Origin of the sequence: Citrobacter sp. ABFQG (assembly GCF_004322975.1) — a bacterium.
Classification (GTDB): Bacteria; Pseudomonadota; Gammaproteobacteria; order Enterobacterales; family Enterobacteriaceae; genus Citrobacter; species Citrobacter freundii.
In genome coordinates this window covers 120,393-135,256 of the sequence record NZ_CP036435.1, presented here as the reverse complement: position 1 = coordinate 135,256, position 14,864 = coordinate 120,393, and the positions used below count along the sequence as shown (strand labels likewise).

At 52.3% G+C, this 14,864-nt stretch carries 13 protein-coding genes and 1 tRNA gene; 9 read left to right on the top strand and 5 right to left on the bottom strand.

Translation table 11 applies throughout. The features are described 5' to 3' along the window. Nucleotide 1: 1 nt before the first annotated feature. The gene (cgtA, locus tag WN16_RS00650; protein ID WP_003025024.1) at nucleotides 2-1,174 is read left to right on the top strand and encodes an Obg family GTPase CgtA; all 1,173 of its coding nucleotides are present in this window, start codon (nucleotides 2-4) and stop codon (nucleotides 1,172-1,174) included. Nucleotides 1,175-1,279: 105 nt separating this feature from the next. Here cgtA and dacB read toward each other — a convergent pair whose 3' ends face one another. Further along, nucleotides 1,280-2,713 (bottom strand): serine-type D-Ala-D-Ala carboxypeptidase, encoded by a 1,434-nt coding sequence (dacB, locus tag WN16_RS00645; RefSeq protein WP_003025021.1) that lies wholly within the window; start codon nucleotides 2,711-2,713, stop codon nucleotides 1,280-1,282. A 248-nt stretch (nucleotides 2,714-2,961) separates the two neighbouring features. Here dacB and greA point away from each other — a divergent pair, with 248 nt between their 5' ends. Then, nucleotides 2,962-3,438, top strand: coding sequence for a transcription elongation factor GreA (greA, locus tag WN16_RS00635; protein WP_003025019.1), 477 nt, complete (start codon nucleotides 2,962-2,964; stop codon nucleotides 3,436-3,438). 153 nt (nucleotides 3,439-3,591) lie between these two features. Here greA and yhbY read toward each other — a convergent pair whose 3' ends face one another. Continuing rightward, nucleotides 3,592-3,885: a ribosome assembly RNA-binding protein YhbY gene (gene yhbY, locus WN16_RS00625; RefSeq protein WP_003025016.1), complete on the bottom strand. Its 294-nt coding sequence runs from the start codon at nucleotides 3,883-3,885 to the stop codon at nucleotides 3,592-3,594. A gap of 125 nt (nucleotides 3,886-4,010) precedes the next feature. Here yhbY and rlmE point away from each other — a divergent pair, with 125 nt between their 5' ends. The 4 genes from rlmE (at nucleotide 4,011) to glmM (ending at nucleotide 8,951) form a co-directional block, all read left to right on the top strand. Beyond that, a complete protein-coding gene (gene rlmE / locus WN16_RS00620; protein ID WP_003025015.1) occupies nucleotides 4,011-4,640 on the top strand; it encodes a 23S rRNA (uridine(2552)-2'-O)-methyltransferase RlmE in 630 nt (209 codons plus the stop codon). A 99-nt stretch (nucleotides 4,641-4,739) separates the two neighbouring features. Next, entirely contained in the window at nucleotides 4,740-6,674 is a 1,935-nt protein-coding gene (gene ftsH / locus WN16_RS00615; protein ID WP_003025013.1) for an ATP-dependent zinc metalloprotease FtsH, read from the top strand. A gap of 98 nt (nucleotides 6,675-6,772) precedes the next feature. Further along, nucleotides 6,773-7,621: a dihydropteroate synthase gene (folP, locus tag WN16_RS00610; protein ID WP_103790830.1), complete on the top strand. Its 849-nt coding sequence runs from the start codon at nucleotides 6,773-6,775 to the stop codon at nucleotides 7,619-7,621. Continuing rightward, nucleotides 7,614-8,951: a phosphoglucosamine mutase gene (gene glmM, locus WN16_RS00605; RefSeq protein WP_003025008.1), complete on the top strand. Its 1,338-nt coding sequence runs from the start codon at nucleotides 7,614-7,616 to the stop codon at nucleotides 8,949-8,951. The genes folP and glmM overlap by 8 nt, the downstream gene beginning before the upstream one ends. 44 nt (nucleotides 8,952-8,995) lie before the next feature. On the opposite strand, the gene dcuC is transcribed toward glmM, so the two are convergent. Together dcuC and iadA are read right to left on the bottom strand one after the other, a co-directional pair. Beyond that, nucleotides 8,996-10,462 (bottom strand): C4-dicarboxylate transporter DcuC, encoded by a 1,467-nt coding sequence (dcuC, locus tag WN16_RS00600; RefSeq protein WP_003025006.1) that lies wholly within the window; start codon nucleotides 10,460-10,462, stop codon nucleotides 8,996-8,998. Nucleotides 10,463-10,472: 10 nt separating this feature from the next. After that, the gene (gene iadA, locus WN16_RS00595; RefSeq protein WP_044701321.1) at nucleotides 10,473-11,606 is read right to left on the bottom strand and encodes a beta-aspartyl-peptidase; all 1,134 of its coding nucleotides are present in this window, start codon (nucleotides 11,604-11,606) and stop codon (nucleotides 10,473-10,475) included. Nucleotides 11,607-11,754: 148 nt separating this feature from the next. Between iadA and WN16_RS00590 the strand changes: the two genes are divergently transcribed. From WN16_RS00590 to WN16_RS00580, 3 genes are all read left to right on the top strand, one after another. Further along, the gene (locus tag WN16_RS00590; RefSeq protein WP_044701319.1) at nucleotides 11,755-12,648 is read left to right on the top strand and encodes a LysR family transcriptional regulator; all 894 of its coding nucleotides are present in this window, start codon (nucleotides 11,755-11,757) and stop codon (nucleotides 12,646-12,648) included. 167 nt (nucleotides 12,649-12,815) lie between these two features. Then, nucleotides 12,816-13,148 (top strand): preprotein translocase subunit SecG, encoded by a 333-nt coding sequence (secG, locus tag WN16_RS00585; protein ID WP_003025000.1) that lies wholly within the window; start codon nucleotides 12,816-12,818, stop codon nucleotides 13,146-13,148. Between the two features lie 9 nt (nucleotides 13,149-13,157). Continuing rightward, a tRNA-Leu gene (locus WN16_RS00580) sits at nucleotides 13,158-13,244 on the top strand. A 202-nt stretch (nucleotides 13,245-13,446) separates the two neighbouring features. Here WN16_RS00580 and argG read toward each other — a convergent pair. After that, nucleotides 13,447-14,790: an argininosuccinate synthase gene (gene argG, locus WN16_RS00575; protein ID WP_003024998.1), complete on the bottom strand. Its 1,344-nt coding sequence runs from the start codon at nucleotides 14,788-14,790 to the stop codon at nucleotides 13,447-13,449. Nucleotides 14,791-14,864 lie beyond the last annotated feature (74 nt).

Sequence of the window (14,864 nt, the reverse complement as noted above, 5' to 3'; positions counted from 1 at the left end):
AATGAAGTTTGTTGATGAAGCATCGATTCTGGTCGTTGCAGGTGATGGCGGTAATGGTTGCGTCAGCTTCCGCCGCGAAAAGTACATCCCAAAAGGCGGTCCGGACGGTGGTGATGGTGGTGACGGTGGTGACGTTTGGCTGGAAGCCGACGAAAACCTGAACACACTAATCGATTACCGTTTTGAAAAATCATTCCGTGCGGAACGTGGTCAGAATGGCGCGAGCCGTGATTGCACCGGTAAGCGTGGCAAAGACGTCACGATTAAAGTGCCTGTTGGTACGCGTGTTATCGATCAGGGCACGGGCGAAACCATGGGCGACATGACCAAACACGGTCAGCGTCTGATGGTCGCTAAAGGCGGCTGGCATGGTCTGGGCAACACCCGTTTCAAATCATCGGTTAACCGTACTCCGCGTCAGAAAACAATGGGTACGCCGGGTGATAAGCGCGATCTGATGCTGGAGCTGATGCTGCTGGCAGACGTGGGTATGCTGGGTATGCCAAACGCCGGGAAATCGACGTTTATCCGTGCAGTATCTGCGGCGAAGCCGAAAGTCGCTGATTATCCGTTCACCACCCTGGTGCCGAGCCTGGGCGTGGTGCGTATGGACAACGAAAAGAGCTTCGTGGTTGCCGACATTCCGGGTCTGATTGAAGGTGCGGCTGAAGGCGCAGGCCTGGGTATCCGCTTCCTGAAGCATCTGGAACGTTGCCGCGTGTTGCTGCACCTCATCGATATCGATCCGATTGACGGTTCCGATCCGGTAGAAAACGCCCGTATCATTATTGGCGAACTGGAAAAATACAGTCAGGATCTGGCATCTAAACCGCGCTGGTTAGTGTTCAACAAAATTGATTTGATGGACAAGGCTGAAGCGGAAGAGAAAGCGAAAGCGATCGCCGAAGCGCTGGGCTGGGAAGGTAAATATTACCTGATCTCTGCCGCCAGCCAGTTGGGCGTGAAGGATCTTTGCTGGGATGTGATGACCTTTATCATCGAGAACCCGATTGTTCAGGCTGAAGAAGCGAAACAGCCAGAGAAAGTTGAGTTCATGTGGGATGATTATCACCGCCAGCAGCTCGCTGAAGTCGAAGACGAAGCGGAAGATGACTGGGATGACGATTGGGACGAAGAAGACGACGAAGGCGTCGAGTTCATCTACAAGCGTTAATCGCATGAAAAACCCCGGCCAAGTTGCCGGGGTTATTGTTTTCAGGTTTCTCTGTAGGCCGGATAAGGCACGTTAGTGCCACCATCCGGCAATCAAACTACCCATCTAATTGTTCTGATAAATATCCTTGTACAACCGGCTCTCGAAGCGCACCAACGGAATACGGCGATTACGCTGGTCAGCCGGCTCTACCGCATAACCAGACAAATACTGCACGAATGCCATGCGTTGGCCGCTTGCCGTGGTAATGAAGCCGGCAAGGTTATAGACTCCTTGCAGCGAACCTGTCTTCGCCGATACTTTGCCATCCACACCAGCCTGATGCAGACCCGCACGGTATTGCAGGGAGCCGTCGTGCCCCGCCAGAGGCAGCATAGTGATAAAGTTCAGCTCGTTATCGTGTTGAGCGATATATTGCAGCACCTGCATCATGGTTGCCGGGGCAATCAGGTTATGCCGGGAGAGGCCTGAACCGTCGGCAATAATGGTGTTGCCGATATCAACGCCCGCCTGCTGACGCAAAATCTGGCGTACGGCATCAGAACCCGCCCGCCAGGTGCCTGGCACGTTAAATCGGGCATGACCAATCATACGGAAAACGGTATCGGCAATCATGTTGTCCGATTTTTTCAGCATAATCTTAAGCAGGTCATGCAGTGGCGCTGACTGCTTACTGGCGACCACCGTTCCCGGCTCGTTGACCAGCGTCTGGCGCAGCAGCGTACCGCTGTAGGTGATACCTGCTTGTTTTAGCTCATCTTTGATAATCGCCCCGGCATAGCTGGCTCCGTCCTGAATGGCGAACGCCAGCGGCAGCGGATCGGCTCGTTGGGGCAGGCATCCGGTCAGCGTATAGCGGTTGAGATCGCCGGGAACCACATCCAGTTCACAATATTGCGCTTCCGCAGAACCTCGGGCGAGAGTACGCACCTGACTGAACATGGTGACCGGGTAATAAGATGCCACGCGAATAAAGGCGAGATCGTTGGGTTTTTGCGCGCTGTAGAGTGAAACCGAGAAACAGTTTCTATCGACAATAGCCGCTGCGGGCGGTGCGCTAAAACACTGCGTCATGTCGTTCCAGGGCCAACCGGGCGCTTTATCATGACTGGCGAAAATAGAGGTGTCGATCAGGACATTTCCGGCAATTTGCGTCACGCCTGATTTTTTCAGGGTTGCCACCATATTGCGAATATCCTGGCGTTTTAGCGTCGGATCAGCACCAAATCGTGCCACTAAGTCACCTTTCAATACGCCGCCTTCCACGTTGCCTTTAGTCTCAAGCGTAGTGGTAAAACGAAAGTCAGGCCCGAGCTGAATCAATGCCGCCAGCGCGGTGATCACTTTCTGGGTACTGGCCGGCAGCGCCATCTGCTGGCTATGAAAATCAATAGCGGGTGCAGGTGCGCCAACCTTCTGTACCATAAGGGCGAGGTTGGCCCCGGCAGGGAGCTGATTGATATACTCGTCGACGTTCGCAGCCTGAACACTGAACGCTATACTGGCAGTCAATCCGATGGTAAATCTGGAAAATCGCATAATCTCGCGCTAACAACCTGGAAACAGGCCGTCATACTACGGCGCAACGCCCCAAAAAGTAAACGATGACCCATAAGGAACTCCAGGGTAAAATGATCATCAAATAGAGAATTGTAGCTGACCTGGGACCTTGAGCCCCGGGTCGGTATTTTTTTGCTTCTGACTCTGGCATGACATTCGCCAGGGTGGGCTTAGCAGCCGGGGTGAGAGCAACTGCCCCCTACAGGAATGTTCAAGAGGTATAACAAATGCAAGCTATCCCGATGACCTTACGTGGTGCTGAAAAACTGCGCGAAGAGCTGGATTTTCTGAAATCTGTGCGCCGTCCTGAAATTATTGCCGCTATCGCTGAAGCGCGTGAGCACGGTGACCTGAAAGAGAACGCGGAGTATCACGCGGCGCGCGAACAGCAGGGTTTCTGCGAAGGACGCATTAAAGATATCGAGGCTAAACTGTCCAACGCGCAGGTAATCGACGTTACTAAAATGCCGAACAATGGCCGCGTTGTTTTCGGCGCGACGGTTACCGTGTTGAATCTCGATAACGATGAAGAGCAGACCTGGCGTATTGTCGGCGATGATGAAGCCGATTTTAAACAGAACCTGATTTCAGTGAACTCGCCTATCGCTCGTGGCCTTATCGGTAAAGAGCAGGATGACGTCGTGGTTATCAAAACGCCGGGCGGCGAAGTGGAATATGAAGTGACGAAGGTAGAATACCTGTAATTCGCATCTTGGTTAAGATGTTGATACATTGTAAAGAAAGGAAAAAGGCCGCATAGCGGCCTTTTATCAACGAAGAGAGCGTGGCATTTTGCTCTCCTGCTAGCGGAAAACCCCGCGTTTTACACAAACTTCGTGTTCAACTTTGGGATATTCTTAGCGTGGCAGCGAGATTTTACGTTCTTTAGTCGGGCGATACAGTACCAGCGTTTTGCCGATGACCTGCACATTACAGGCGCCGGTTTCGCGTACGATAGCTTCCACGATCAAGGTTTTAGTATCGCGATCTTCCGAGGCGATTTTCACCTTGATAAGTTCATGGTGCTCTAACGCTTGTTCAATCTCGGCCAGTACCCCTTCGGTCAAACCATTGTTGCCAAGCATAACTACAGGCTTGAGCGGATGTGCCAGACCTTTCAGGTGCTGTTTTTGTTTAGTACTCAGATTCATCGTATATTTTTGCTTACGTTGGGATTGAAAACGGGTCATTCTACCGCCATCTCCCATATATCACCAAATAGCTGTGTAGAAATTTACACCATTGGTTACGATGAACTGCCCTTTGGGAATGTGAAATGACAGGTAAAAAGCGTTCTGCCAGCTCGAGTCGCTGGCTTCAGGAACACTTTAGCGATAAATATGTTCAACAGGCGCAGAAAAAGGGGTTACGTTCCCGTGCCTGGTTTAAACTTGATGAAATACAGCAAAGTGACAAAATTTTTAAACCGGGGATGACGATAGTTGATCTCGGTGCTGCACCCGGTGGCTGGTCGCAATATGCAGTTACGCAGATCGGCAACACCGGCCGCATTATCGCTTGCGATCTTTTACCTATGGATCCAATCGTTGGTGTGGACTTCCTTCAGGGCGACTTTCGTGATGAATTAGTCCTGAAAGCGTTACTTGAACGCGTAGGTGACAGTAAAGTACAAGTTGTCATGTCTGATATGGCGCCAAATATGTGTGGAACACCGGCGGTGGATATTCCCCGGGCCATGTATCTGGTAGAGCTGGCGCTTGGAATGGCTCGTGATGTATTAGCGCCAGGTGGTAGTTTTGTAGTGAAGGTGTTCCAGGGCGAAGGCTTCGATGAGTATCTAAGAGAGATTCGCTCCCTGTTTACGAAGGTCAAAGTTCGTAAGCCGGACTCTTCTCGCGCCCGTTCGCGTGAAGTGTATATTGTAGCGACCGGGCGTAAACCATAACCGGCAGATTTCAAACGAAAGTTTGAAAGAAACTGGATATAGAGTATCCTGACGCTGTTTTTAACACAGTTGTAATATGAGGTTAATCCCTTGAGTGACATGGCGAAAAACCTAATTCTCTGGCTGGTCATTGCCGTTGTGCTGATGTCAGTATTCCAGAGCTTTGGGCCCAGCGAGTCTAATGGCCGTAAGGTTGATTACTCTACCTTCCTGCAAGAGGTCAATCAGGACCAGGTTCGTGAAGCGAAGATCAACGGACGTGAGATTAACGTTACCAAGAAAGATAGTAACCGTTACACGACCTACATCCCGGTTAACGATCCGAAGCTGCTTGATAACCTGCTGACCAAAAACGTCAAGGTTGTTGGCGAACCACCTGAAGAGCCGAGCCTGCTGGCTTCTATCTTCATTTCCTGGTTCCCAATGCTGCTGCTGATTGGTGTCTGGATCTTCTTCATGCGTCAGATGCAGGGCGGTGGTGGCAAAGGTGCCATGTCGTTCGGCAAGAGCAAAGCGCGCATGCTGACGGAAGATCAGATCAAAACGACTTTTGCTGACGTTGCGGGTTGTGACGAAGCAAAAGAAGAAGTCGCTGAGCTGGTTGAGTATCTGCGCGAACCGAGCCGTTTCCAGAAACTGGGCGGTAAAATCCCGAAAGGCGTCCTGATGGTCGGTCCTCCGGGTACGGGTAAAACCCTGCTGGCGAAAGCTATCGCTGGTGAAGCGAAGGTTCCATTCTTCACAATTTCCGGTTCTGATTTCGTGGAAATGTTCGTGGGTGTCGGTGCATCTCGTGTGCGTGACATGTTCGAACAAGCTAAAAAAGCGGCACCGTGCATCATCTTCATCGATGAAATCGACGCCGTAGGCCGCCAGCGTGGCGCAGGTCTGGGCGGTGGTCACGATGAACGTGAACAGACGCTGAACCAGATGCTGGTTGAGATGGACGGCTTCGAAGGTAACGAAGGTATTATCGTTATCGCAGCGACTAACCGTCCGGACGTTCTTGACCCTGCGCTGCTTCGTCCAGGCCGTTTCGACCGTCAGGTTGTGGTTGGTCTGCCGGACGTTCGCGGTCGTGAACAGATCCTGAAAGTGCATATGCGTCGCGTGCCGCTGTCTCCGGATATCGATGCGGCAATCATTGCACGTGGTACGCCTGGCTTCTCCGGTGCGGACCTCGCGAACCTGGTCAACGAAGCGGCGCTGTTTGCTGCTCGTGGCAACAAGCGCGTAGTGTCGATGGTTGAGTTCGAAAAAGCGAAAGACAAAATCATGATGGGTGCGGAACGTCGCTCCATGGTGATGACGGAAGCGCAGAAAGAATCTACCGCGTATCACGAAGCAGGCCACGCGATTATCGGTCGCCTGGTGCCGGAACACGATCCAGTGCACAAAGTGACGATTATCCCGCGCGGTCGTGCGCTGGGTGTGACCTTCTTCCTGCCTGAAGGCGATGCAATCAGTGCCAGCCGTCAGAAACTGGAAAGTCAGATCTCCACATTGTACGGTGGCCGTCTGGCGGAAGAGATCATCTACGGTGCTGAACATGTTTCTACCGGTGCGTCGAACGACATTAAAGTCGCGACTAACCTGGCGCGTAACATGGTTACTCAGTGGGGCTTCTCCGATAAACTCGGTCCGTTGCTGTACGCTGAAGAAGAAGGCGAAGTGTTCCTGGGACGTTCTGTGGCGAAAGCGAAACACATGTCCGATGAAACCGCTCGCATTATCGATCAGGAAGTTAAACTGCTGATTGAGCGTAACTATGACCGTGCACGTCGTTTGCTGAACGAAAACATGGACATTCTGCACTCAATGAAAGATGCGCTCATGAAATATGAGACTATCGATGCGCCGCAGATTGACGATCTGATGGCTCGCCGCGATGTGCGTCCGCCTGCGGGTTGGGAAGAACCGGGTTCTTCTAACAACAACTCTGGCAGCACCGGCAAGCCGAGTGCACCGCGTCCGGTTGATGAACCGCGTGCGCCGGACTCTGGCACTATGTCAGAGCAGCTGGGCGACAAATAAGTTATCGTTGATGATGACAGTGTTTTAATTGAAAACCCTGGGGCTTGCTCCGGGGTTTTTCTTATCTGCATATTCAAGATTTTACCAGGGATAAAACTATGAAACTCTTTGCTCAGGGTTCTTCACTGGATCTCAGCCATCCGCACGTCATGGGGATTTTGAACGTCACGCCAGACTCATTTTCCGATGGTGGAGCGCACAACTCTTTGGTTGAGGCGGTAAAACACGCAAACCTGATGATTAACGCCGGGGCGACTATCATTGATGTGGGTGGTGAGTCCACGCGTCCGGGCGCGGCTGATGTGAGTGTTGAAGAAGAGTTGCAGCGAGTGATCCCTGTGGTAGAGGCGATTGCTCAGCGTTTTGAAGTGTGGATTTCGGTTGATACCTCAAAGCCCGAAGTGATCCGCGAATGCGCCAGGGTTGGCGCGCATATCATCAATGACATTCGCTCACTCTCGGAGCCTGGAGCGTTGGAAGCCGCAGCGGAGACCGGATTGCCAGTTTGCCTGATGCATATGCAGGGGCAGCCGAAAACCATGCAGGAAGCGCCAAAGTATGAGGATGTTTTTGCTGAGGTAGATCGTTACTTTGTTGAGCAAATAGCACGTTGCGAGCGGGCTGGAATCACAAAAGATAAATTGTTGCTCGACCCCGGGTTCGGATTCGGTAAAAATCTCACTCACAACTACACATTACTGGCACGTCTGGCGGAGTTTCATCATTTTAATCTGCCGCTGCTGGTTGGGATGTCACGAAAATCAATGGTCGGTCAGTTACTGAATGTGGGGCCATCTGAACGTCTGAGCGGTAGTTTTGCGTGCGCGGTGATTGCCGCAATGCAGGGGGCGCAGATCGTTCGTGTCCATGACGTCAAAGAAACCGTAGAAGCGATGCGTGTGGTGGAAGCCACATTGTCTGCAAAGGAAAAAAAACGCTATGAGTAATCGTAAATATTTTGGCACTGATGGGATCCGCGGTCGCGTAGGTGATGCCCCAATTACTCCTGACTTTGTGCTCAAGCTGGGCTGGGCTGCAGGGAAAGTGCTGGCTCGTCATGGTTCACGTAAAATTATTATCGGTAAAGATACGCGTATTTCCGGCTACATGCTGGAGTCCGCGCTGGAAGCGGGCCTGGCAGCCGCCGGACTCTCAGCCTCATTCACAGGGCCAATGCCAACACCTGCCGTTGCTTATTTGACGCGTGCTTTCCGTGCTGAGGCCGGGATTGTTATCTCCGCTTCGCACAACCCATTCTATGACAATGGGATTAAATTCTTCTCCATCGATGGGACCAAACTGCCGGATGCGGTTGAAGAAGCTATCGAAGCCGAAATGGAAAAAGCGATCACCTGCGTGGACTCGGCTGAACTGGGTAAAGCTACCCGTATCGTTGATGCTGCCGGTCGCTATATCGAGTTTTGCAAAGGCACCTTCCCGAACGAACTGAGTCTGAGTGAGCTTAAAATTGTGGTGGATTGCGCTAACGGTGCAACGTACCACATTGCACCAAATGTACTGCGTGAGCTGGGTGCAAACGTGATTGCCATTGGCTGTGAGCCAAACGGTGTGAACATCAATGAAGAAGTCGGCGCCACTGACGTCCGTGCCCTGCAGGCGCGCGTGATTGCGGAAAAAGCCGATCTGGGTATTGCGCTGGACGGCGATGGCGACCGCGTTATTATGGTTGACCACGAAGGCAATAAGGTCGATGGCGATCAGATCATGTACATCATCGCCCGTGAAGCCCTGCGTCAGGGACAGCTGCGTGGTGGTGCGGTAGGTACGCTGATGAGCAACATGGGCCTCGAGCTGGCGCTGAAACAGCTGGGTATTCCTTTTGCTCGGGCGAAAGTTGGCGACCGCTATGTGCTGGAAAAAATGCAGGAAAAAGGCTGGCGTATCGGTGCCGAAAACTCTGGTCATGTGATCCTGCTGGACAAAACCACCACTGGTGACGGCATCGTGGCGGGCCTGCAGGTGCTGGCGGCGATGGTGCGTAACCATATGAGTTTGCACGACCTGTGCAGCGGCATGAAAATGTTCCCACAGCTGCTGGTTAACGTACGTTACACCGCAGGTAGCGGCGATCCGCTGGAACATGAAAATGTGAAAGCGGTGATGGCGGAAGTGGAAGCGGCACTGGGTAACCGTGGACGCGTCCTGCTGCGTAAGTCTGGTACCGAACCGTTAATTCGTGTGATGGTTGAAGGTGAAGACGAAGCGCAGGTGACTGAATTCGCCCACCGTATTGCCGATGCTGTGAAAGCGGCGTAATCCCGAAGAAAGTGAGAGCCGGAGTCTGAGACTCCGGCTTTTTTTTACTGTACGGCAAGCGGCTGTTTACGTCGGCGCTGCCAGAAGTAACCACCGACCATCAGTAGTACAAGGACTGCCAGCCACGGCAGAACCGCCAGCAAATGCCCAGACCGGGCAAAGGTTAGCGCAATCATCAGTAGCCAACCGCCCAGCATCGGAATCGCGGTGCGCTTAACAATATCCACAGGCGAGACGCCTGCAATCCCTGCGATAGCAATGATGACGCCGGCAATCGGCGATAACGTACGACCAATACCCGCCGATATCTGGATAGGCAACATCATGACTGCGATATCGCTACCGATATGACGGCTGATGTCCGGCACCATGGGTGCGAAGGAGAAAAATGCCGCATTCCCGGAGCCCATCAGCGCTGAAATTGCGAAGGTGATTAGGGTCATCAGCAGGATAATAGAGGCGGCGCTGAGGCCAAATTCGCCAGAAAGCGACAGCAGCGCGTCGACGGCGCCAATGGCTTTCAGCCCGGCGGAAAAAACTTCACCGGCGATAATCAGCGTCACGACGGTGGCAAAAACGCTGCCCATGCTGTCGAAAACCTTTTGTACGCCAGCCATCACCTCGCGCGCCTTGCGATGACGGCAGTACTCACAAACCAGCGTAATAGCGAGGCTTATCAGTACGGCGGTATCCAGCGTAATCTTAAGCGAGCTAAATACTAAATCGCTACACACCAACATCAATACCAGCGGCAGCATGGGCAGAAACAGCCACGCGATAGGTGCGTCGGCTTCATCAGTTGCCGTTAATGTCTGCATCTGCTGAGCTGCATTGTCGCCACTTTCCCGACGGTCAAAAAAGCGTTGCACAACAATATGCAACAGGGCGATGAAAAGAATGACGGGCACAACGATCGGCAACTGATCCTGCACAAAATAGTTCACCACCTCAATACCTGCGGTTTTGGCGGCGAGAACCGAGTTGCCGGATCCTGGGCCAAACTCAACCGCACAGGTACTGGCGATAACTGCGGCAACTGCGGCGCGGCTACAGCCAAGACGGGTAAGCAATGGGTAAAGCGTCGCCATCAACAGCAGACCCAATCCGGTGGCGCTGCTGATAAACAGCGACAGGAATTGGCCTAATAGCAGTGCCAGTCCCAGCAGCAGATAAGGCGAGTTCAGCCGTTGTAAAGGACGAGATGTTACCCGAACCAGTACCTGGCTTGCGCCAATGGCTGACATGTACGTGGCGAAACCACCAATCAGCATAATTTGCAGCCCGAGGCCGCCGAGACGCACGCTCAGGGTATCGCGGATAAACTCAAAGGCGTCAAAGGGGCCAAATCCGGTGCTCTTTTTCACCAGGCCACTGAGTGAGGTCATTCCGCTAAAATGCGCGATAAGCAACAGCACAATCCCGGTCAATAACAGTACCGACTGGGGGTGATATTTTTTGAGGATCAGACGTCCGGCAAAAATGATGGCGATTAGCGCCAGTAGTAATGACATTCTTGCCCCCTTACTCGAAGTTGCCGGTAACCAGGCACTCGCCATCCCGCAGCAACGGTTTACCCGCGGCAAACAGATGGGCCAGCGAGAGGTCATCATTGAGTACACAGATATCGGCACGTTCTCCGGCGCAGAGCACGCCCCCGGAAATACCCAGCGAGCGTGCAACGTTTGCCGTCAGCATTGCGATGGCCTGCGGCACCGGAATACCGACATCAATCAGGCGAGGAAGTAGGTTAAGATTGCCTGCGACCGGTGCCGCGCTTAAACCTTCAACGATACCCTGAGCGTTAAAGCGCGGAACGCTGCCATTGCCGTCAGAACTGATCGTGATGCGCTCCGCCGGAACCTGTGCTTCGAGTGCGTGGATAATCGCTTGCTCCTGAGGCATAAAACGACTGCCACCAGACGTAACATCGATATGGCCGCCACGATGGGCGAAAGCAATAGCCTGTTCGAACAAGGGCTCTGTTCTTGCAACATGGGTCGGTGAAATATGGTGAATCGGAATACCCGCATCACACAACTCAATAAGTTGCGACATCCCTTCCGGCAGATTCCCCAGGTGCACATGCAGCAAGCCTTTTTTCCCTGCCAGCAGGGAAGCGACGCGAATATCGCTCACTATCCTCAGCAACTCCTGGAAAGAGGGGTAAGAGCCGCGGTGATCGGCGAGGGCGATTTTTACACCAAGAATTGCCGGAATGAAGGCCATATCATCGCGGATGGATCGCGTAATGGTTGGGCTGGGAACGGCGTAGGCTCCCGTATGCATAAACGCGCGTAATCCCTCAAGGTTGAGAGACTGCATTTTAGCGTAGAGGTCTTTGGGCGAACGAGAAATGGCATCGGTGCCTAACACGCCAACCACCGTGGTAATACCCGCCTGAATCAGATCGCGCAGCTTGACGGCGGGTGTCCGACTGGCAAATCCGGCTTCGCCACCGCCACCGGTAAGATGAACATGCTGATCGATGATGCCAGGGATAACCCATTTACCCCGACAATCGATGACCTCGTTGACGCCATCAAACAATGAAATATCTTTTTCTACCGCCACAATTCGGTCGGCATGAATGAGCAGGGAGCAGAGGCCTAAATCCTCAGGAGAAAAAACACGGGCATTGGTCAATAAAGTAAACATAGCGGTCCTGTCAAACGTCGAAGGTGAGAGTCGGCAGGTGAAACGGAATATTGTTGTTATGATGCCCACCATAAAGCCATTACTATAACTATGACTATTACCGATTTGTTATTGGAGGATGCGGTTATGGCATGGCGGAGAGCACAACGTGGATTGTAAGTGGCTGGAAGATTTTCTGGCCTTGAGCCAGCATGGAAACTACTCTCAGGCCGCGGCGCAGCGGCATATTACTCAACCTGCGCTGAGTCGGCGTATAAAGGCGCTGGAAGAGGTGCTGGGCGTGCCTTTGTTTGATCGGACAACGACCCCCGTCACGCTGACGCGCTATGGTGAACGCTTTGAACCTTATGCCCGGCACGTCCTCAGTACGTTAACAGAGGCACGCCATGAGCTGTCGGCGATGACGCCAGCAACGGATAACACGCTGGTGATGGTCAGCCTGCATACGCTGTCGGTGAATATCCTGCCGGATATGATCAACTACCTGCGACAGAGTGAGCCGCAGTTAAACTTTACGGTAAACGCCAGTATCCAGGGGATAGACAACCACTTCAATGCCCTGATAAACCGGCAAATTGATATGCTGGTGACTTACGATTTACCCTCTTCACAACCAGGGCTGGAGATTGCCGGAGGGTTAAAACGTTCACTATGGCGGTATGAGCGATTTATTCCTGTGATTTCTGCACAGTTGGTGGATACGCTTGACGATCCGCATACCCCGATCCCCTGGCTATGTTACAGCGACTATACCTTTGTCAGACGTATTATTGATCTGGCAGAACAACGAGTGCGACCACGGTTGAAAAAAGTGTTTGAGAGTGGTTTAAGCGAAACGATACGAGAAATGGTGTTGCGTCATATGGGAATGGCCTGGTTACCTGAATCGATGGTGGCGGAAGAGTTGGTGAATCAGCAAATTATTCACTGCTGGCCAGAAAATGCAGATCTGATTTGTGAAATCCCTGTTGTGGTATGGGCGAATCTTGACGATCAACGCGCCGTCATGCAGAGATGCTGGGAGAAATTGCTGCGTTTTTGATTGATGTGGCGATTTTTTCCGCAGTTGATACAATGCTAACAAATTGCCCTTGCGAAGGTTATTCGCTTTGGTTAGTATTCACACCCGCTTCAGTGGGAAACAGTAAATATTCCCGCTTTAATGGTCGAAGCATTGTACGCGGCAACTCCGCAAGGAACAGGTTGATTATGCACGAAGCTCTTTTAGTAGTTTTCCTTATTGTGGCAATTGGCCTGGTAGGCTTGATCATGCTGCAGCAAGGCAAAGGCGCTGATATGGGAGCCTCTTTTGGCGCAGGCGCTTCTGGTACTCTGTTTGGTTCAAGTGGTTCTGGTAACTTCATGACCCGTATGACAGCTGTATTGGGAACCTTGTTCTTCATCATCAGTCTGGTGCTGGGTAACATGAACAGCAATAAGACCAATAAAGGAAGTGAGTGGGAAAATCTGAGTGCACCGGCGAAAACCGAGCAAACTCAGCCAGCTGCTCCGGCTCAGCCGACCAGCGATATCCCACGCTAAGTATTCTGTACCGAGGTGGTGGAATTGGTAGACACGCTACCTTGAGGTGGTAGTGCCCTAACGGGCTTGTGGGTTCGAGTCCCATCCTCGGTACCAAATTCCAAAAAAAAGACGCTGCAAAGCGTCTTTTTTTTCGTCTGTTATTTTTGGCTGTCCTGTAGGTCGGATAAGCATAGCGCCATCAGGCGTTGTAATAATGTCGGATGGCGGCGTAAACGCCTTATCCGACCTACAGGGCCGCAGAGCTATATTCCGCACATAAAAAAGGCCGCTTTCGCGGCCTTAAGATGGTGTATCTTTACTTCGCCTTATTTTCCAGATTCTCAACCTGCGGCAGGCCGGTTGTGGAAGAAGCGGTCAGCAGACCAGACTGCGCATAGCCGAACAGCTTCTCGCGGGTATCGGTGATATCCAGATTACGCATGGTCAACTGACCGATACGGTCGTCCGGAGAGAATACGGAATCGCCTTTTTCCATCGTCAGACGTTCTGGTTTATAAGTCAGATTGTCAGATACGGTGTTGAGGATCGAGTAGTCATTACCACGGCGCAGTTCCAGCGTCACTTCACCGGTAATCTGGCTGGCAACCCAACGCTGCAGACCGTCACGCAGCATCAGCGCCTGAGAGTCGAACCAGCGACCCTGATACAGCAGACGACCAAGCTGGCGACCATGTGCGTGATACTGCTCGATGGTATCCTCGTTGTGAATACCGGTCAGCAGACGCTCGTATGCGATATGTAACAATGCCATCCCCGGGGCTTCGTAGATGCCACGGCTCTTCGCTTCAATGATGCGGTTTTCAATCTGATCGCTCATACCCAGACCGTGACGACCGCCGATACGGTTGGCTTCCAGCATCATCTCAACGTCGTCGCTGAAGGTTTTACCGTTCAGTGCAACCGGATGACCCTGTTCAAAACGCACGGTCACTTCTTCTGCCGGGATCTTCACGCTCTCATCCCAGAACTTCACGCCCATAATTGGGTTGACGATTTTGACGCTTGAGTTCAGGAATTCCAGATCTTTTGCTTCGTGGGTCGCCCCGAGCATATTGGAGTCTGTTGAGTACGCTTTCTCAACGGACATCTTGTAGTCGAAACCACAGGCAATCATAAATTCGGACATCTCATGGCGACCGCCGAGTTCATCGATAAAATCGGTATCCAGCCATGGTTTATAAATCTGCAGTTCGGCGTTGGTCAGCAGACCGTAACGATAGAAACGTTCAATATCGTTACCTTTATAGGTGCTACCGTCACCCCAGATATTTACGCCATCTTCTTTCATGGCGGCAACCAGCATGGTGCCGGTCACGGCACGGCCCAGCGGGGTGGTATTGAAGTAGGTCAGTCCGCCAGTGGTGTTGTGGAATGCACCGCACTGAATGGCAGCGATCCCTTCGGCAACGAGCTGCTTACGGCAATCTACCAGGCGAGCATTCTCAGCACCATATTCCATTGCACGGCGAGGAATGGCGTCATAGTCATCCTCATCCGGCTGGCCCAAATTCGCAGTATATGCATATGGGACAGCCCCTTTTTGTCGCATCCACAGCAGTGCTGCACTGGTGTCCAGGCCGCCGGAAAAAGCGATACCAATACGTTGACCTACCGGGAGATGCTTGAGAATCGTCGTCATAAAATAAAACCCTGCTTGATAGACTGGTGAAGAGGTCGCTTATTATGTTAATTGCATTTTTATGCAAAATAAAT

Bases quoted from the DNA above. Each gene is read 5' to 3' on its own strand.
- cgtA (WP_003025024.1), top strand. From the start codon at position 2: ATGAAGTTTGTTGATGAAGCATCGATTCTGGTCGTTGCAGGTGATGGC.
- dacB (WP_003025021.1), bottom strand. From the start codon at position 2,713: ATGCGATTTTCCAGATTTACCATCGGATTGACTGCCAGTATAGCGTTC.
- greA (WP_003025019.1), top strand. From the start codon at position 2,962: ATGCAAGCTATCCCGATGACCTTACGTGGTGCTGAAAAACTGCGCGAA.
- yhbY (WP_003025016.1), bottom strand. From the start codon at position 3,885: ATGAATCTGAGTACTAAACAAAAACAGCACCTGAAAGGTCTGGCACAT.
- rlmE (WP_003025015.1), top strand. From the start codon at position 4,011: ATGACAGGTAAAAAGCGTTCTGCCAGCTCGAGTCGCTGGCTTCAGGAA.
- ftsH (WP_003025013.1), top strand. From the start codon at position 4,740: ATGGCGAAAAACCTAATTCTCTGGCTGGTCATTGCCGTTGTGCTGATG.
- folP (WP_103790830.1), top strand. From the start codon at position 6,773: ATGAAACTCTTTGCTCAGGGTTCTTCACTGGATCTCAGCCATCCGCAC.
- glmM (WP_003025008.1), top strand. From the start codon at position 7,614: ATGAGTAATCGTAAATATTTTGGCACTGATGGGATCCGCGGTCGCGTA.
- dcuC (WP_003025006.1), bottom strand. From the start codon at position 10,462: ATGTCATTACTACTGGCGCTAATCGCCATCATTTTTGCCGGACGTCTG.
- iadA (WP_044701321.1), bottom strand. From the start codon at position 11,606: ATGTTTACTTTATTGACCAATGCCCGTGTTTTTTCTCCTGAGGATTTA.
- secG (WP_003025000.1), top strand. From the start codon at position 12,816: ATGCACGAAGCTCTTTTAGTAGTTTTCCTTATTGTGGCAATTGGCCTG.
- argG (WP_003024998.1), bottom strand. From the start codon at position 14,790: ATGACGACGATTCTCAAGCATCTCCCGGTAGGTCAACGTATTGGTATC.